Raw genomic sequence first — 20,716 nt, 5'->3', positions numbered from 1 at the left:
ATTATGGGTCAACTTACAAGTATTACGCTTAAAACAACATCTTTTACAGGGTTTACAACATTTATTTAGCAGAGTGGGGCAACCTTAGTTATTTTGTTACAGTTCCAAATTGACCAAACCAATGAATACGTTACTAAAGCCATCTCTAAAGGGCATCCTTTATCTTTTTATTGCGTTTAATGCATTTTTCGGTTATTCACAATTAAGTGATCTTCATTACCTACCCCCATTAAAGCAAGGTCAAAATAACCAAGGTATACAAAACCAGGCAATTCATTTGTCTACACCTGAAACAACACCTTTTACCGTTAACGCCTATAGAGGTACGAGCAATACTCCTATACAGACCTTTTCTATTGACAATCTAAATTCGGCCGTTTGGACCCTAAGTAACGGAGACAACAATATTACGTTGGTTAGCAACAGTAATACCGGGGTTGTACTTACAAATAGCGGATTGCGTTTTGAGGCACCGGGCGGGCAAGAATTCTATGTTAACTATAGAGGTAAGTCCGGATCACAGGCCGCTTCTTTAACCGCAAAGGGAAGGCAAGCGCTAGGTACTAATTTTAAATGGGGAGGTGTACCGAATAAAGGTACCCATTCTTCAAAATCCAACACCTTAGGTATTATGGCCACTGAGGATAATACCACAGTAACCTTGTCCGGTTATGATTCCGGCTGTCAGTTTAGGGTCGGTAACAACAGGGCCGGTATTACTGCAGACTCCTACACTATAACTTTAGATAAAAATGAATCATTTGTATTTGAGACCTATATAGGTAATTCATATACCCGAGCCCATGAAGATGGTTGGATCGGGGCTTCAATTGTTTCCAACAATGATATTGTAATTAGTAACGGTTCTATAAACTTTGGTAGTCAAGACGGACAAAGCCATAGAGATGCCGGTATTGACCAACCTGTTCCAGTAAATAAACTGGGTAAGGACTATGTTTTTATTAGAGGTAACGGAAATACCAACGGACTTACAGAATTTCCATTGATTATTGCTACGGCAGATAATACACAGATTTTTGTAAACGGGAATACAACCCCTATTGCAACAATAGACAATGGCGAGTATTTTAAAATTCCTAGCAGTAATTATTCTCGCAATTCCGCTGGTGGTAACATGTTCGTTCAAACATCAAAAGATGCATATGCTTATCAATCCGTAGCGGGCTCATCCGCATTGTATACCCAAGGTCTAAATTTTGTGGCTCCGGTAAATTGTTTATTACCGGATAGAATGGACAACATTCCGGATATCAGGAACGTAGCCACATCAATAATGACCGGTGGACTAACGATTACCGCATCGGTAAATACACCGGACAATAATGTAAAGGTTTTTCAAGATGGCGTAGAAATAAGCAAACCAGCGTCCGAAGCAGTTGCCGGCTCGTCAGACTGGAAAACATTTTTTATAGCTAATCTAGATGGAGATATCAGTGTTACTTCAACCGGGCCTATGGCTATCGGATTCTTTGGTTATAACGGGGCACAGGGTGTTGCAGGTTATTTCTCGGGTTTTGATACCGTTCCGGAAGTAAGGCTAGAAATTAACGGAGGTACTGTTGGAGAATGTTTTTCCGGTTCCAGTATTTTTGAAGCATCAGACGATAATTTTGATGCGTATCAGTGGTTTTTTGATGGAGTGTTGATTCCAGGCGCAAACTCGTTTGATTATGCCGCGACTATTGCGGGTGACTACTTCGTAAGAGGAACAAAAGGACCTTGTACCTATGATTCTCAATCAATTAAGATTTTCTACTGTGAACCAGACGTTAAGGTTGACAAAACAGTTGATAAACCAGAAATAGTAGAAGGCGAAACGGCCACCTTTACCATTAGAGTGGAGAATTTATACTTTAATGATATTACCAACTTACGGATTACAGATAATATTCCAGCAGGGTTGACCTTAAACTCGGCTAATACCATTAAAGGTTCTTGGAACGGTAGTGTTTGGAACATTGGCACCTTGGAACCTGGAGAAGTTGCTTTTTTAAACTTGCAAGTAACTGCAGATGAAATAGACATTTTGCCTTTAGTAAACCTCGTTAACACGGCTACCAATTCACAAGATCAAATAGATGCCAATGTTACCAGAGATGAACCCTCTGCCCGAATTATTGTCCACAACGATTTTGATAATGACGGCGTAGTAGATAGTGTTGATTTGGATGATGATAATGACGGTATTTATGATGCTGTTGAACAAATGTGTATCATATCTAGTGATGTTAATTTCACTTCTCCTTCAAGTACTATACAAGGGGGTACTGCGGTAACAGAAATTTTCTCTAATTACGGAGGTTTTTGGCGAAGTTCTACAGCTTCAAATAATCCCGTATTACCTAACTTATCACATGAATTATTGGCATTCACATCAGGAGGTACTACTTTCTCCACCGGTGTTGCAGACGATAATCTTTTTGATGCTGACGCTAATGGTTTATTAGATGGCATAGACTCCAATAATGATGGAATTGCAGACATTTCGGCTACAGAATCTAGCTGGATGGCCTTGACACCTTCAAATAATATTTATGGCGAAGCAACATTTGAAGCGAATTTAAATGACGGTAACAACAATAATGCTTTAGGGTTGACCATTGTTAACGACCCTACCTCAGACCCATTAAATCCTTTATTGACCCACGGACAAAATGGATTAGATCTTGGTTCTGGTATTGTTAACATTGGTGACACATGGACCTATGAAATAGATCCTATAGTAGCTACCAATGTTGGAGATGGTATACCAGATATATTATTGACCCAAGTGGCAGACCCAAGTGGTGTAGGTCATGTTGTTAGTCTTTATGATGCTTCAGGCGCTCCTCTAGGAAATGCTGTACGTGTGCAAGCCTATAGCGGCGGTGCACTTGCAAATGTTGTTGGTTCGTACAGATTAGATATTTATCACGCAAACGGAAGTATTTTCTATAATAACACCACAAGAGATTACCGCTTGGCCACAGTAGAATTATCAGAATTTGGAATACCCACCGCTAGTTTAAGTAATGTGGCCTATCTACGCTTGCAACTTAGTTCAAATGCCGATGTTGCATTTTTATCCTACAATACAGCGTCCTTCTCCGGATTTTGCTCGAACTTGGATACGGATATGGATGGTTATCCTGATCATTTGGACTTAGATAGTGATGATGATGGCTGTAGCGATGCAAACGAATTTTACAAAAGTGATTCCGCAGATGGCGGAGATGGCGGAGAATACGGTACTGGTGTTCCTGTAGTAGACCCTAATGACGGTACCGTAAATGCAGCTTCTTACACACAAGTTTACGCACCGGTCATTAACTTGGGCAACACTTCTGAATTATTGGGCGGCACAGATATTAACGGACAAGATGTGAGTCTAGGAGATACGTTTAACTATGTGCTCCGCTTTCAAAATACTGGCGACGATGATGCCACCAATTTTACAATTAGAAATGTATTGCCAAATAATGTTACGCTAGATAACATCAATATTGATGACGCTCCTGGAGTAACCAATACCTACAATGCAGGTACGAATACCATAGATTTTACGATTCCAGATAACTTGGTCGAAATTGATGACCCAGAATATAAAATTAAGATTACGGTTACCATATCCGGTGATTGTTCTGAATTTGTGGCTGCTTGCGCCTCTCAATTGGAAAATCAAGCTTTTGCTACGTACCAAGGTATCGTTAATACGAATACCTTTTCTGACGAAGACGGTAGCAATACGGCGGGCTCTTGTGTTACCGACCTTGAAGTTGCCAACAACAACGTCGCCGATGCTTTAACCAACTGTAATGTGGCACGTTCCGTACAACTTTGTGGAACGGAAGCTGAACTTACGGCCGGATCTGGTTTCGAAACCTACAATTGGGCCATTGACAACAACAATAACGGAACTATAGATTCTGGTGACACTGTCCTTAACGACGGAGACCCTGATAGCGACCCTAGTACAATCACTATTACCAACATTGGTAACTATATAGTAGAAAAAACCGTTAGTAACGGTTGTTCTAACCATACTGAACTTATTTCCGTAGAACGCTATGGAGAAACACAGACCAACCCTATTATAGAATACTTTAATCAAGTAAACGGAGACACGAATCCTGATAATGATATTCAAGGTGAAATAGTTACCTGCTCTATAGACGGTAATTCTATGCCAAACATATTCCTTTGTGGAACTGGAGATAGCGCCTTTATTCAGTTGGGAATTACGGATGCACAGAGCATTACTTGGGAGAAACTTGATGAAAGTAGTTGTTCCGAAGCTACATGTGGCGAGGTAAGTGATGACTGTGCGAACACGGACAGTAATTGGTCTTGGACACAAGAAGAAGTATCCAACAATTTTACGATTACCAATAGTGGTAAATACAGAGTGGTAATCGCTTACGAAGGAGGTTGTTTTAGCAGGTTCTATTTCAATGCCTACCAAAACACTTTGGATATACCTGAACCGGATACATCGGACATTATCTGTGATACAGATGGTTCCATACGTGTTATAGATTTGGGATCGGGCTACGGATATCAGTTATATGATGTAGAAAACAACACAATAGCAGTACCGTTCAGTGCCGGGCAAGGACCAATTTTTGACATTGCCGTAAGCGGAACGTACAAAGTACAGATTACACAAATTAACCCATCTACGGGTAGTCCTATAGCCAACAGTTGTATTTTTGAGACGGAAGAAGTTGGTATTCCGGAAAGAATATTTGAGGTAACCCTAGGTTCAACTCCTTTTGATTGTAATGATTCTGGAACCATATCCGTACAAGCGTTGAACGTTTCTCCAGAATACAGTTATGAACTTTATTATGATGACGGAAGTGGTAATGCCGGTGCGTTTGTTACCAACAACCTTGTTTCCTCAGATAATACCCACACATTTTCAGGTCTTTCCGAAGGTGACTATGTAGTGGTAACCACTACAGTGGATGGCTGTAGAGATGAAAGCACTATTACGGTAAATGAAATTCCAGAATTAAGCCTGACAGCGACCAATCTGGAGAACATCACTTGTACTTCTGGTGTTATAGACCTTTCTGTATCTGGTGGAACATCTGGCTATGAGTATGCTATTTACAGTAAAGATGGAGTTGCTACTTATACTGATGAAACTACTATACCGGATTCTGAATTTTCAGAGAATGCCACATTCTTATTCGGTTATGACCTGGCTTCTTCCACTTATATCCCTAATGAAGATGGCGATTATGTTTTTGTTGTAAGAGATGACAATGGCTGTTATGGACTTTCCAATATCGTAACCATGAACGATTTTGGTTCGGTAAGCATTACCGCTTCAAATACGGATATCAACTGTGCCGATTCATCCACATCGGTACTAACGATTAACGCCACAGGAGGTATCGCTCCATATCAATACAGTCTTGATGGAGGAACAACCTACCAATCCGAGAATTTTTTCAACAACATTTCAGCTGGTATTTACACTATAACCGTTAAGGATTCTAGCAACCCTAGCGGAAATGGTTGTGAGGAATCTATTGACTATGAGGTAATGCAGCCGTTTAGACTTACTGCATCCCCAGCTATCATAGAAGACGCTTCTTGCGATACTTCCGGAGCTACGCCTGCAACCGCACTCGTAAAAATCTTAAATACCACAGGAGGTCAGGCTCCTTATGAATTCAGTTTTGACGGAGGTAGTTCTTTTGATGTTGTAGATGAAAAACGCCTAGCTCCTGGAACCCACCAAATGGTAGTAATGGACGCGTTAGGATGTACTACGGATTTAGAAATTACCGTACCGACTACAGCAAACGACCCAAGTTTTGATAATGCTATTACCTACGCTTGTGACGGAAACGGAATCATAACGATTACGCCATCCAACACAACTGATTTTACATATACTTATCAACTAAACGGAACCGATAACACACCAATTGACAGTAACATTTTTAATAATGTAGCATCTGGAACACAAACGGTAACCGTAGGTTATACCAGTACAATTTCAGCTGGGCAAAGTACTGTACTACTAGAGAATTTTGGTACAGGTTCTACTACCCAAATTGCGGAAATAGGTCCTGGATATTGTTACGAACCACAAGACGGGAGCGAAACTAACTGTAACCTTGGTCCTGCAGGTATTTTAGTAAATGCAGAATATGCAGTAACCGATAGAGTTACGAACCCAAATACTACGTGGAGAAGTCCTAATGACCATTCAGGTCTTACAGACGGTAGGTTCATGGCTATAGGTGTAAGCACTTCTGCCGGTAACAATAACGTATTATGGTCTAGGTCTGGTCTTGAAGTTCTTGCCGATCAAGACATAACTATTTCGTTTTATGCCTATAACTTACAAGTAGATGGTACACCAGGCAACAACCCTGAAGTGCTTGTGGAACTAGTAGATGCCTCTGGCACAGTTATTAATAGTCAAGCTACCGGCTCTATTCCACAGAATACCAATGCAAATGATTGGCACTTAAGAGAGGTTACGTTTAATCCTGGTACAAACAGTGCCGTTGGTATCGTGCTTCGTACCAATCTGGATAGTGATGATGGAAACTTTTTGGTCCTTGACGATATTCAAGCCACTCAAGTGCCAGAAATCTGTGAAAAAACCGAAGATATTACAGTAGTTGTAGAGACTGGTAGAGCTTTTGAGGTAAATATCCTTGGAAGTACAAACCCGACTTGTGATGGAAGTAACAATGGTAGTATTCGCTTTGAAGTCGATAATTTCAATCCTGCTTTTGGATATGAATACTCTTTGGATGGAGGTACCACTTGGAGAGCGGAAACAACTTCTCCAATTACCTCAGCTGCTACCTTGGTCGATGGTACATACAGCGTAATGGCTCGTAAAGTAGATGACAATTCATGTACGGCAACCTCAGCAACATCAGTTACTTTGACTTCACCAAATGCGTTGACTGCAACTTTACAGCAAACAGCTGAGTTTACCTGCTTAAACTCAGGTGCTACCTTGGAAGCAACGGCAACAGAAGGAACACCGGGATACGAATATCAGTTGGAACTTACGAATGGCACCATGGTTCGGGCATTTAGCACATCTAATCAGTTCTTGAATGTTCCTGCCGGTGATTACCTGGTTAGAATATCCGATACGAACAACTGCGAAGCATTATCTACAGTGCCAGTTACCGTAATTGCCCCTACTCCAATCTCTGTAGACTTAACGGCTACCCAGTGTTATGACGGTCTTAATAATGGAAGCGTAACCGCAACCGTCACGAACGGAAATGGCAACTATACATTTAAATTGGGTACAGGTGCAGAACAGACCCCAACACCTATCAACGGAACTACATTTACTTTTAACAACTTATCGGAAGGAACGTATGATGTAGAAGTAAAAGACCAATATGGATGTTCCTCAGGAATTCAGTCTATTACCATAGCTCCTGCCGTTACCTTAAGTGTTTCTGTAACCAATGCCAGCAGTTGTGCAGATGGTACTTTAACCGCAACCGCAAATGGAGGCGACACCAATTATATGTATGCATTTATACCTAGCGGAAATACGGTTACGGATGCAGATTTTGCTGCAACCAATACTAGGAACGTACCTGTAGCCGATATTGGAAATTATGATATTTATGTAAGGGATAAATCTAACGGAACCAATTATTGTCAAGCAACCGTTACGGAAGAGGTTCAAGCCAATCCTACTTTGTCCTTCACCGCGGTCCCAACGGATGCCGAATGTTTTGGCGGCAACGGAAGTATTGAAGTGAATATCACAAGCGGACTTGCACCGTTCGATTACAGATTAATCGATATTACAAATGGTAACCCGGACCAATCAGATACGGACGTGGTTAGCAATACCAGAACCTATTTTAACTTAACCCCAGGCACATATGACGTACAGATTACTGACGCCGCTGGGTGCGTACAAGCAGTTACAGGTATTGTTGTTGACGAACCTATTGAGCTAACCAGTGATATAGAAGGTAGAACTCCCGCCAATTGTACGGGTGATGTTAATGATTTTGGGTTTGACTTTTTAAATTACCCGACCACTATAGGAACTGTTGAATTTAGTGCAGATGGTGGTACTACATGGCAAACCTCCGATCAATTTAGAGGATATTTATCAGGTGAAGAAGTTGAGCCTTCATTAAGAACGGTAGATGGTAGCGGTGCTACTATATGTCAAACCGATTTACCTAGATTTATCATTCCTTACCCATTGGATGATTTAGATATTACAATTCTTCCAATAATCGTTAATTGTGATGAGTTACAGGTTAGTGTACGTGGTCAAAACGGTACAGCTCCCTATGAGTACACCTATTCGGACGATCCGGCAAACTTTAACGCCGTTACTCCATCCAACCCATGGACAGTGGCATATCCTTCAGGGACCACTCATACCTTCCCGAATTTAATTCCAGGAAGAACCTATGCCTTCTACGTAAGGGATGCCGTAGGTTGTGTTAGACAAAGTAGTGTAAACGTTAATGATATCGTTACCAATCCAATGGAAATTACGGCCAGCATTACCCCTGCCTGTAATGCCACAAGTAATGGTGAAATTGAATATACGATTACCGATAATCACGGAAGCACTGAGCCAAGCATGGAATGGGTTTTATATGACGTTGATGGTAACGCTATCCGCAATAGCGGAGGTGTAGTAGCCTATTCCGGTACCATTAATATTACAGGGTTACCAGCAGACGAATATTTCATAGAAGTTCAGCAAATAGATGGCTCTGGAACCCCACAATGTATCAGCGCCAGTGAAAATGAAATTCTAGATGAACTGGATACTATCACTGGAGTTCCACAATCTATTCAGGATATTTCTTGTGAGAGTCCCGGACTTATAGAAATTGACAATGCACAAGGTGGTGGCGGTACGTATCTATATACCGTAACCGGACCTGCTCCGTTTGCAACCATAACCGCTACAGGTGATAATCCTATTGAAATTGCGGCAAATTCGCCTGCAGGAACTTATACTGTTTCCGTAGAGGACCAATATGGCTGTTCGTATGCATTAGGTAATGTAACCATGAATTTTATGGCACTACCTACCATAGATGCTATTGATATAGATAACTGCAGCACCAATGCTACTATTATGGTAAGTTCTACCGGAACAGGAACCGTACTTTATTCTTTGGATGGTGGAAGCACATACGAGAATAACGGGGGTAATTTCACCTCTGTACTGGCAGGAAATTATGATATTTTCATTAAAGACGGAACCGGTTGTACGGCTTCACAAAATATTGATGTACAGCCTACCCTACAGGCTACAGCAGGTTTGGATAAGCAACTGGGCTGCGGTGCCGGTAATGAAGCGGAAATAGCTATTGAGGCAATTTCAGGTTCCGGTAATTATGAATTCGAAATTTTAGATAGTTCTGCTGCGGTTAAAATTGCACGCCAAACATTAACGAGCAGTCCTTTCAATGCAATAATAGATGCTGCGGATACATATACTGTTAACGTTTACGACATGGGAACTTCGGCCCCACAATGTAGCAGAAGTTTCACAGTAGAGGTTCCTGCTGCTATTCAACCACAGTTCACTGCCAATCCTACAGATGTAAGTTGCTCGGGTACTAATGACGGTAGTATAGAAGTGGTCCAAGTTAACAATGGTAATAATCCTTTGACTTTTACCTTGACCCCAATGCCGGTAGGTGCATCTTGGGATGCCACTACTCAATCTTTTATAAACTTACCTGGAGATACGTATACCGTAACAGGAGAAGGCCCTAACGGATGTTCAACAATTATGAATTCGGTTGTAGTGAATGAGGATGCCCTCATTTCATTTGCCCTACCTGCTGTAGAACAGTTTGGCTGTACAAGTGACAATGACGCCAATAATGCAAAAATTACTATTGATTACAGTAGTATTTCAGGAGGAAATAGTACTTACAATAGATTTGTTTTCATTGACGATGCTACTTCAAACGTTCTTCAAGATGGCAGCAGTCTAGTTTATGAATATACAGATTTTGCCGGTGGAGATGTAATCGTTCGTGTTTTTGATAGCAAAGGTTGTCCCGTTGAACGGACAGTTACTGTAAATGCTTATGACGCACTAGTTGACGCTACTATTTCCGTTACTAGAGATATCAGCTGTATCAACAGTGGAGAGGACATCAGTATTGATGTAACCAGCACTATTACGGACTTTGCAACCAACCCAACAAACTATGAGTTTAGACAATTGCCGTCCACTACATACCAAGCTTCTAATCAGTTCTTGAATCTTGGAGCTGGTAGCTATACTTTTGGGATTCGAAATATCACTACAGGTTGTGAAATTACCCGTAGTCATTCTGTAGAAAACCCGAATACATTTGATGTTGCCGTAGAAAAACTATCCGATGTTGTTTGCCATGGAGACAACGGCAGTATTCGATTAACACTGGTTGATGCCACGTACACTACTGGGTTCTCTTATTCTATTTATGACACCAATGGTACCCCGGCAGACCGTTCGGATGATGGTGCTGCCGTGTTAACGGGCAGTTCTGTCAATGTTGGCCCTACTCCCGCCATTAGCGTACCTGCAGGAAACTATTTGGTAGAAGTAGTACAAGATGATTTCCCTAATTGTACACAAGTAAGGTCCTTTAACATTACAACACCAAGCGCTCCAATAACTCTAGCACCAATAGATACGGAAGATGTAGGTTGTACCAATGACCTTGGTAGCGCCAACATTGCCCCTGCTGGAGGAAAAGCTCCGTATGACATTATCTTGACCCACAACGGTTCAGGTACAACATACACAGCCAACCAAGTAACTAGTTTCCTTTTTCAAGGTCTTGGAGCCGGGCAGTATACGGTTGAAGTAACGGACAACTTGGGTTGTAACCCTACGTTCGCCAATGAATTTGACTTGATAGTTCCAGACCCTATTTTTGCAACAATTTCAAGCGTAGCCTTAGTTTGTGAAGATGATGCGGATGCTTCTGTTACAGCCACCGTTTCCCCAAGGAACGTAACCACAAACTACAGATACATTCTTAATACGTACGATGATGCTTCCGGTACCAACCTATTGCAGACGTCAAGCTCACAGACTACCGATACCTTTAGCAATTTAAGATCCGGTTTTTACAGCATCAGCATATTAGACGATATGAACTGTAGCTTTGAAACACCAATTGAGGAAATTGTTGAACCTACAAAGGTAGAAGGCCAATTGGTCACAGCTCAACGCTTAAGTTGTCTGTCCGATGCCGAGTTGCTATTGACCGCTTCTGGTGGAACCGCTCCTTATATGTGGAGTACGGACGGCACCAACTTTAATGCCATGAACCAAACAAGTGGTCCTGACACACATTTGTTTACCGGTATTACCGCAGGCACTTACCAATACTATGTTAGGGATAGCTTTAACTGTATTTCCGTTCAGAGCAACAGTATTACCATCAATGCTATAGAGCCATTACAAGTGGTAATAGACGATTCTGCAGCTGTAGTAAACTGTAACGGTCAAAGTACAGCAGTTATTGATGCTGAAGCCAATGGCGGATTGGGCAATTATCAGTACGCCCTATTCTCGGACGCTGCGCTTACCAATGAAATACGTCCTAACCAGAACACAGGTCTATTTACAGATTTACCAATGGGCTACTACTACGTTAGGGTTCAGAGTGATGATTGTGAAGTGGTGTCAACGGAAATTCCAATTGTAGAACCAGCTCCGTTAGAAGTTACTCCAGAAATTGTAGATGTAAGTTGTAATGGTGCCGAAGACGGAAGCATTACCGTGAATGTAAATGGCGGTACAGGAATCTATCAGTTTGCCATCTCTCCAAACTTGAATCAGTTTACAGATGAAAATACTTTTGATGAATTAGCTCCTGGAGACTATACCATCATTGTTCAGGACTCTAACGGTTGTTTTGAGGTTATTGAAGCCACCATTACCCAACCAGAGGTATTGGAAGTTGAAGCACTAGCCACTCCTGAAATATGTTTTGGCGAGGAAAATGGCGAAATAGATTTGACCATAACAGGTGGTACCGCTCCATACAGTACCCGTTTGTTTACAGAAACCAATTTTGTAGAAGGAAGAACCAACTTTAGCAATCTAGCTTCCGGCCTCTACATTATCTATGTTGAAGATGCCCAAGGATGTGAAGAAACCATTACGGTTACCATAGAATCCGGAGTAAACCTCGAAGCTCTTGTTGAACCGGTCTACGGTTGTAACGGAAACATACCAAGCAATTATGTGAATATTGTGCTTGCGGACCCAACTATAGAAAACGACGTTCTTTTTGGACTTGATACTATGGACCCTTCCCAAATGCAACTAAATCCGTTCTTCCGTGATATTGCTCCGGGTAGCCATTACGTTGCCATTTCGCACGCTAATGGTTGTGTAGCCACCTATGATTTTGAAATTGAATCATTTGACCCCTTAACTTTGACCGTAGCCGAGACCAATATCAATCAGATAACGGCAACCGCTTCGGGTGGTAGAGAAAACTACACCTACTATTTTGGGGATACCAACAATGGTTCTGACAACGTTTTTTACATTACTAGAACAGATACCTATATAGTTACCGTAGTAGATGAAAATGGTTGTGAAAGTACCCAAAGTATTTATATGGAATTCATAGATATTGAAATCCCTAATTTCTTTACACCTAATGGAGATGGTAACAATGATATTTGGAGTCCGAAAAACATTGAGATTTACCCGGATATCTTTATCAGTATTTATGATAGATACGGCCGTACGGTGTACCGTTTTAAAGACAACCAAGATGGGTGGAACGGTATTTACCAAGATACCAACTTACCTTCCGGAGATTATTGGTACATCATAAAACTCAACGGAGAGGCAGATACTAGGGAATTCGTAGGGCATTTTACGCTATATAGATAAGTAAAATGAAATTAAGAGTATTTATTTTATTTTTCATAGTGTCACTGAGTGGTTTTTCACAACTCAGTGACCTTCATTATTTGCCACCTCTAAAGCAAGGGGGCAATAACCAGGCGGTTAAAGACCAAGCTGTGTACCTATCCACACCTGAAAACACTGCTTTTAGTGTAAATGTTTATCAAGGCACAAACGTTACCCCAATTGCTAATTTAACATTATCCAACGCAGCACCAGTTACTTATGGATTAGCGCAGGGTGACAATAATATTACCATGGTTACAAATAGTAATACGGGTATTGTTCTTACCAATAGCGGTCTTCGGTTTGAATCACCCGGCGGCGAGAAATTTTATGTGAATTATAGAGGTAGCTCGACCTCCCAGTCAACCTCACTTACCAGTAAGGGTAGACAGGCTATGGGTACTTTATTCAAATGGGGAGGTATTCCAAACAGAGCCACACAAAACAGTCTAACCAATTCTGTTGGTATTATGGCAACTGAGGATAATACCATAATAGACATCTTTGGATACGACCCAAATTGTGAATTCCGATTAGGGAATAATGCCGGAGGTATTACTTCGGATACTTTTCAGGTTACCCTGAACGCAAATGAAACATTTGTGATGGAGGCATACGTAAAACAAACTACGGCAAATATTGATGGTTGGCTAGGCGCCACCATTTCGGCTACCAAAAACATTGTAATCAGTAATGGGGGACTTAATATCGGCGTAAGAGTAGGAAACGGTAGTAGAGATGCCGCAATTGACCAGCCTGTACCTCAAAACAAAATAGGTAAAGAATATGTATTCATTAGAGGAAATGGTTCTAGTGAGACCGAAAAACCAATTATTATCGGTACACAGAACAATACGGCAATTTATGTGAACGGCTCCGCAACGCCAATTGCTACTATAAACAATGGTGATTATTTTGAAATTCCAGAAACCAACTATTCAAGTTCCGTTGCAGGTGGTAATATGTTCGTTACTACTTCCAAAGATGCATATGCTTATCAATTATTAGCGGGAGGAAGCTCTATTGTAACTGTAGGGCTTAACTTTGTAGCACCGGTTAACTGTTTACTACCTGACAACCTTAATAACATTCCCAATATTCAGGATGCAGCCGGAATTACAATGAACGGAGGTGTAACCATAATAGCCTCTACCACTACCCCAAATGCAAATATTACCGTTACGGATGGCAATGGTGCCGTAACCCTTCCTGCCCCAACACCCGTTACAGGATCTGCGGATTGGAAAACTTTTTATGTAGCCAATTTAACGGGAAATGTATCCGTTGAGTCCACCGGGCCAATTGCTGTAGGTTTCATAGGTTTTAATGGTGCCCGCGGTATTGCCGGTTATTTCTCTGGCTTTGATACGGTACCTGCAGTTGACTTACAGGTACAAGGTGGTGGATGTCTTCCCGGTTCTATCATAGAAGTAGTAGATGCTAATTTTGACGCTTACCAATGGTATCAGAATGGAACTATTGTTACTGGGGCAATTTTTTCGAGCTATACCCCAAGTGAAGCAGGCGATTATTTTGTGAGAGTTACCAAAGGTGGGTGTACTTATGATTCACAACCTATTGCCGCTTATTATTGTTTTCCCGATATTGTTGTAAAAAAGACGGCGGACAGAAATAATGTACTGGACGGAGAGCTTGTTGAATTTACTATAACCGTAGAGAGCTTGGGCGTGAACAATGTTACCAACCTAGTGTTGACAGATATTCTTCCTGTTGGTTTGGAATTAGTTTCATCCTCTGTATCAAAAGGGAGTTTTAACAGTCCGGATTGGACAGTGGGAACTATGAGCCAAGGAGAACTAGAGTCGTTAACGTTGGTTACAAGAGCCAGATTGAACAATATTTATATTACTTCCGCTAGTTATACCAATACCGTAACTAATAGCCAGGACCAAACGGACGCCAATATTTCTGCCGATGACCCTTCGGAAACCATTATAGTAACCTTGGAACAGCCTACTACAGTAATAACCAATAGAAAAATAACCTATCGGGTAAAGAAAAACTAAGGCTTTTGTAACATTATACCCTCTATCTCGTCAAGTATGATATATCAATCAAAAAACACTTGACGTGAATACAATTCTAACGGTTGACCATCTCACCAAAAAATTCGACTACCTGACCGCGGTCAAAGACCTTTCTTTTACCATTGAAAAAGGCAATGTTTACGGCATTTTGGGCCCGAACGGCAGTGGAAAATCCACCACGCTAGGAATTGTTCTGAACGTTGTAAATAGAACGCAAGGCGATTTTTCTTGGTTTGATGGTTCTATGACCACCCACCAAGCTTTAAAAAAAGTTGGGGCAATTATTGAAAGACCCAATTTCTATCCTTACATGACGGCCATACAAAACCTGAAATTGGTCTGTAAAATCAAAGAGGTAAGTGAAACCAAAATAGAGAAAAAATTGGAGCTAGTCGGTTTGTTAGACCGAAAAAACAGTAAGTTCAGGACCTATTCACTGGGTATGAAACAACGTCTGGCCATTGCCTCTGCCCTACTCAATGACCCCGAAATCTTAATTTTAGATGAACCTACCAACGGCTTAGACCCACAAGGTATTCACCAAATACGGGAAATCATAAAGAAAATTGCTTCCCAAGGCACCACCATTCTCTTGGCTTCCCATCTTTTGGATGAAGTGGAAAAAGTATGTAGTCATGTTATCATACTTAGAAAAGGCGAAAAACTATATTCCGGCCGTGTAGATGGCCTACTAGCAAGTCATGGCTTTTTTGAATTAAAGACCAATGATCAGGAACGCTTAAAAACATATCTGGAAAAACACGCCAGCTTTGGACAGGTAAAATTGGAGAACGATTGCATTACCGCTTTTTTAAAAGAAGAAATGAATGCCGGAGAACTCAACAAAACCTTATTTGACCAAGGTATAACGCTATCATATCTGGTAAAAAGAAAAGAAAGCCTAGAAGAACAATTCCTGACTTTGACCAAAAATCAATCCAACTAGAAAACCATGATACGACTCTTACAAATTGAATTCATCAAATTATGGAACAATAGGGCCAGTAAAGTTCTGATCGTATCGTACTTTGTTCTTCTTTGTTCAATTGCTTTAGTGGCCGCCATTAAATTTGATATTGGCCCCATAAAGTTCCATTTAGCCGAACAGGGAATCTTCAATTTTCCATACATCTGGCATTTCAATTCATTTATTACCGCATTCTTTAAACTGTTTTTGGCCATTGTTATCGTCTCTATGATGGCCAATGAATACAGTAATAAAACCATAAAACAAAATTTAATAGACGGACTATCCAAGAAGGAATTTATCCTTTCAAAATTTCTGACGGTCATTTCGTTCGCTCTGATTTCCACTGTTTTTGTATTCGTGGTATCACTCGTTTTAGGTCTTTTCTACTCTAATTTTAACGAAATTGGTATTATTTTCTCGGGACTGGAATTCCTTTTAGCCTTTTTTGTAAAACTAGTAGGGTTTTTCTCGTTCTGTCTCTTTTTAGGCATTTTGGTAAAACGCTCTGCTTTTGCTCTAGGTTTTCTAATTCTATGGCAAATATTTGAATCTTTTATTCGAGGCATTATCAGATGGCGTTTTTTTGATGGAGAAACCACAGATATGATTATGGGATTCTTTCCTCTTAATGCTATGTGGAACCTTATTAAGGAACCGTTCACCAGGTTAAGTGCCGTACAAACGGCCGTAAACCAAATGGGAGAAGAAATTGTCCTAAACTACAATGTACATTGGTATGAAATACTAATTGTACTAGCTTGGACAGCTATCTTTATTTATGGGTCCTATGCGTTGTTGAAGAAGAGGGATTTGTAATTCCCGATAACACTATTCTATGCAATATATGAACGCTGCCTGGTTTACTTTTGAAACAAACAATAAAATCTTTACGGCTCTCAAAGTCACACTTCTTTTGTAATTTTAAGGGATGAAATTTAAAGTAGTCTCAGAGTTTGAACCAACGGGCGATCAGCCACAAGCCATAAAGCAACTTGTAGAGGGAATGGAGGCCGGTGAGCGGTACCAAACCCTATTAGGGGTTACCGGTTCCGGTAAAACCTTTACCGTTGCCAATGTTATAGAGAATGTACAGCGCCCTACCCTAGTGCTCGCCCATAATAAAACACTGGCGGCGCAGCTGTACTCGGAATTCAAACAGTTTTTTCCGGATAATGCGGTGGAGTATTTTGTATCTTATTACGATTACTACCAACCTGAGGCTTTTATACCCTCATCCGGACTCTACATAGAAAAGGACCTTTCTATTAATGAAGATATTGAAAAACTACGTTTAAGTGCTACGTCATCGTTACTCTCCGGAAGGCGAGATGTGTTGGTAGTTGCATCGGTTTCATGTTTGTACGGTATCGGAAACCCAGTGGAATTCCAGAAAAATGTCATCACTATTAAAAAAGACCAAGTAATTGCACGTACCAAATTCCTTCATCAATTGGTGCAAAGTCTATATTCCAGAACCACGGCCGATTTTAGGAACGGTAACTTCAGGGTTAAGGGAGATGTTGTTGATGTCTTCCCCAGTTATGCAGACCATGCTTTCCGTATTCATTTTTTTGGTGATGAAGTTGAAGAAATAGAGGCATTTGACCCGTTCAACAACAACGTAATCGAGATTTACGAAACCTTGAACATCTACCCGGCCAACATGTTCGTTACTTCTCCTGATGTGCTGCAAGGTGCAATTCACCAGATTCAGGAAGATATGGTAAAACAGGTAGATTACTTTAAAGAAATAGGAAAACCGCTTGAAGCAAAACGGCTTGAAGAACGCACAAGTTTTGATTTGGAAATGATTAGAGAACTAGGCTATTGTTCGGGCATTGAAAATTACTCACGTTATTTGGATGGCCGCCAGCCAGGTACCAGACCGTTCTGCCTACTTGATTATTTTCCAGACGATTATTTGATGGTTATTGATGAAAGTCATGTAACCATTCCACAGGTTCATGCCATGTACGGTGGCGACCGCTCTAGAAAAGTAAACTTGGTGGACTATGGTTTCCGTCTCCCAGCGGCAATGGACAACCGTCCGCTAAAATTTGAAGAGTTTGAAGCACTTCAAAACCAAGCAATTTATGTGAGTGCTACACCGGCAGATTATGAGTTACAGCTTAGCCAAGGTGTATATGTTGAGCAGGTAATTAGGCCTACCGGACTTTTAGACCCCATTATTGAGGTACGACCTAGTCAAAATCAAATTGATGACCTCGTGGAAGAAATTCAGGTTCGGGTAGAAAAAGATGAGCGAACTCTAGTAACTACCCTCACCAAAAGAATGGCAGAAGAACTTGCCAAGTACTTAACACGAATTAATGTACGGTGCCGTTATATTCATAGTGATGTTGATACGTTGGAAAGAGTAGAGATTATGCAAGATCTTAGAAAAGGTATTTTTGATGTGCTGATTGGAGTAAATCTACTCCGTGAAGGATTGGATTTACCAGAAGTTTCTTTAGTGGCAATTTTGGATGCTGATAAGGAAGGTTTTTTAAGAAGCAATAGATCGTTAACCCAAACTGTTGGTAGGGCAGCAAGAAATTTAAACGGAAGGGCAATTATGTATGCCGATAAAATTACGGAAAGCATGCAGACTACAATTGATGAAACCAACTACCGTAGAGAAAAACAAATTGCCTATAATACGAAACATGGACTCGTACCAAAAGCATTAAATAAAAGTTTGGATAGTGTACTTTCTAAAAATTCAGTTTCTACATATCACTTCGAAAAAGAGGAGATGAGAGCCGCCGAACCGGACCTTGAATATATGACGAAAGACCAGATTGAAAAGATGGTCCGAGAGAAAAGAAAGGCCATGGAAAAGGCCGCCAAAGAACTGGACTTTATGCAGGCTGCAAAACTGAGAGACGAGATAAAATCACTACAAGAAAAAGCCTAAATTCACGTTGTTAGAGGAAGAAATCCAGTGATTATAAATATATAATTTAATAATACACATAAACAATTTTAAATAACTGATTAGCATATTAAAGACGTTAATTTTTAGACAAGTCTAAATTGTGGTTTTTATCATTTTTCAATAAAAATATACTTGTAGTTACTGTTCTTTAAACAGAAAAAAAATAACACTGTTTTAAGTCAATAATTTACTCGATTCACTTTAAAAAAACAACCGTCAACTGCAAAATAATTTGTCTTTTACTATTCAAAAACGGAGCTGAAAATTGCTTGTTTTTCCACAAAAAAAGCACCCTAGAAATATACCTAGGGCGCTTCTTCAACTAACCAACCAAACTTAAATCTACCCGATTAATAATCGGGATTATGAAACGTTTTGTACTAAGACAAAACAACCAATCTAACTTTTACTTCAACTCAATAAGACGCTTTGGTTTTGGCAAAGCTTCTTCTTTTTTCGGCAATTCAATTTTCAAAACACCATCAACATAATCTGCTTTAATGTCATCTACATTGATAGATTCTGGAAGCGTAAAAGCTCTTTTAAAAGATGAAAATCTAAACTCGCGACGGGTATAATTCTCTTCTTTTACTTCTTTTTCATCCTTTAATTCAGCAGAAATGGTCAAAAGTTCATTGTCTACTTCAATATTAAAATCCTCTTTCTTTCTTCCAGGCACAATCAAATCGAGTTCAAAACTCTTTTCGTTATCCTTAATATTTACAGCAGGAGTGCTTGTTGCTACATTCTCCATACCTCCAAACCAATCAGGCTTAAAAATCTCGTTCATTAATGAAGGAAAAGCCAAGTTGTTTCTTTTTACTATACTCATGATATCTATATTTTATATTAGACTTTAAATTTTTAATTCGATTGATTAAAGACAAATTACATACCAACTACTAAATCATGACTATATGTCATTATTTGCATGTATAAAAGTGACAAAACGTCATTTTTATATGTAATATGCAATAAAAGTTACAGCATGTTCTATGGCAAGATTGTCAGTATAAGGGTTCATCAGTATGGTTCTCCATATTTTTGTAATACCTTGCCGAAAATTTTACGCTATGACCAATAACGATGTTTTTAAGAAGCTCAGAGTAGCATTAATGCTGAGAGATGATGAGATAATTGACATTCTAAAACTTGTTGACTTCAACATTAGCAAAAGTGAATTGGGCGCCTTTTTTAGAAAGGACGACCACCCCAACTATATGGAGTGCGGCGATCAAGTATTGCGTAATTTTTTAAACGGATTAGTCATTCATTTAAGGGGAACGAAAGAAAACCCAAAAACACCGGGTGAAGTACTTTCCAAAAAAGTTGTAAAACCGGCAAAGGTCAATCACGCTAAAAGACCGGATTTTAAGACGCAACAACAAAAGAAAATCAACAAAGATATTACTAATGTAAAATACAAGAACAAAAAAAAATCCTGAGTTCGGTGATGAGCCGCCCTCAGGATTTAATATTTACCTAAACCTATTTAACCTGCAATACGAACAGGCAAAGTATAGGTTCTCCCTTCCTTATACGCCTGAATACTGACCTTTTTATAATTGAGCTTCTCTTTTACAAAAGCTTCAACCACTTCATTATCCGCATTTACACTTAACACCACAATTTCTTGATTTTGGTTTAAGGTAAAACGAACAAAGGCCGTTTCATCAACTTCTTTAATAGTTAAAGAGTTGTCCGTTAGCAGCTCGTAAATTTGAACCGTTAAGTTTTTTATTGATTTCTTGTTTTCACCTTCGTTAGCAAAAACATTACCGATTGAAAGTAGCATTGCAGCTACCAAGACTAAACTAGTTTTTCTCATG

Annotated in this window: 8 protein-coding genes; 6 read left to right on the top strand and 2 right to left on the bottom strand. The window is 40.1% G+C overall.

All coding sequences use genetic code 11. The features are described from left to right. Positions 1–121 precede the first annotated feature (121 nt). The 5 genes from KO513_RS05905 to uvrB all read left to right on the top strand — a co-directional run bounded on the left by KO513_RS05905 (position 122) and on the right by uvrB (position 18,866). Positions 122–12,910 carry a T9SS type B sorting domain-containing protein gene (locus tag KO513_RS05905; RefSeq protein ID WP_215912664.1) on the top strand — a complete coding sequence of 4,263 codons (12,789 nt, stop codon included), beginning with the start codon at positions 122–124 and terminating at the stop codon, positions 12,908–12,910. A 5-nt stretch (positions 12,911–12,915) separates the two neighbouring features. Continuing rightward, positions 12,916–14,958: a DUF11 domain-containing protein gene (locus KO513_RS05900; protein WP_215912663.1), complete on the top strand. Its 2,043-nt coding sequence runs from the start codon at positions 12,916–12,918 to the stop codon at positions 14,956–14,958. A 64-nt stretch (positions 14,959–15,022) separates the two neighbouring features. After that, on the top strand, positions 15,023–15,925 hold the full coding sequence (locus KO513_RS05895) for an ABC transporter ATP-binding protein (protein WP_215912662.1): 903 nt from the start codon (positions 15,023–15,025) through the stop codon (positions 15,923–15,925). Positions 15,926–15,931: 6 nt separating this feature from the next. Then, the gene (locus KO513_RS05890; RefSeq protein WP_215912661.1) at positions 15,932–16,765 is read left to right on the top strand and encodes an ABC transporter permease; all 834 of its coding nucleotides are present in this window, start codon (positions 15,932–15,934) and stop codon (positions 16,763–16,765) included. Positions 16,766–16,877: 112 nt separating this feature from the next. Further along, positions 16,878–18,866 (top strand): excinuclease ABC subunit UvrB, encoded by a 1,989-nt coding sequence (gene uvrB / locus KO513_RS05885; protein WP_215441546.1) that lies wholly within the window; start codon positions 16,878–16,880, stop codon positions 18,864–18,866. A 427-nt stretch (positions 18,867–19,293) separates the two neighbouring features. On the opposite strand, the gene KO513_RS05880 is transcribed toward uvrB, so the two are convergent. Continuing rightward, positions 19,294–19,719 carry an Hsp20/alpha crystallin family protein gene (locus KO513_RS05880; protein WP_215912660.1) on the bottom strand — a complete coding sequence of 142 codons (426 nt, stop codon included), beginning with the start codon at positions 19,717–19,719 and terminating at the stop codon, positions 19,294–19,296. Between the two features lie 241 nt (positions 19,720–19,960). On the opposite strand from KO513_RS05880, the gene KO513_RS05875 reads away from it, so the two are divergent. Then, on the top strand, positions 19,961–20,332 hold the full coding sequence (locus KO513_RS05875; RefSeq protein WP_215912659.1) for a DUF1456 family protein: 372 nt from the start codon (positions 19,961–19,963) through the stop codon (positions 20,330–20,332). Positions 20,333–20,379: 47 nt separating this feature from the next. On the opposite strand, the gene KO513_RS05870 is transcribed toward KO513_RS05875, so the two are convergent. Further along, complete coding sequence (locus tag KO513_RS05870) at positions 20,380–20,715, bottom strand: hypothetical protein (protein ID WP_215441540.1); 336 nt, start codon at positions 20,713–20,715, stop codon at positions 20,380–20,382. Position 20,716: the final 1 nt, after the last annotated feature.

Origin of the sequence: Zobellia sp. B3R18, assembly GCF_018860715.1 — a bacterium.
Lineage (GTDB): Bacteria > Bacteroidota > Bacteroidia > Flavobacteriales > Flavobacteriaceae > Zobellia > Zobellia russellii.
The sequence above is the reverse complement of the archived record's forward strand: the minus strand, read 5'-3'. Positions and strand labels throughout refer to the sequence as shown.

Coding starts and splice junctions, on each gene's coding strand:
- KO513_RS05875 (WP_215912659.1), top strand. CDS start 19,961: ATGACCAATAACGATGTTTTTAAGAAGCTCAGAGTAGCATTAATGCTG.
- uvrB (WP_215441546.1), top strand. CDS start 16,878: ATGAAATTTAAAGTAGTCTCAGAGTTTGAACCAACGGGCGATCAGCCA.
- KO513_RS05870 (WP_215441540.1), bottom strand. CDS start 20,715: ATGAGAAAAACTAGTTTAGTCTTGGTAGCTGCAATGCTACTTTCAATC.
- KO513_RS05890 (WP_215912661.1), top strand. CDS start 15,932: ATGATACGACTCTTACAAATTGAATTCATCAAATTATGGAACAATAGG.
- KO513_RS05905 (WP_215912664.1), top strand. CDS start 122: ATGAATACGTTACTAAAGCCATCTCTAAAGGGCATCCTTTATCTTTTT.
- KO513_RS05900 (WP_215912663.1), top strand. CDS start 12,916: ATGAAATTAAGAGTATTTATTTTATTTTTCATAGTGTCACTGAGTGGT.
- KO513_RS05880 (WP_215912660.1), bottom strand. CDS start 19,719: ATGAGTATAGTAAAAAGAAACAACTTGGCTTTTCCTTCATTAATGAAC.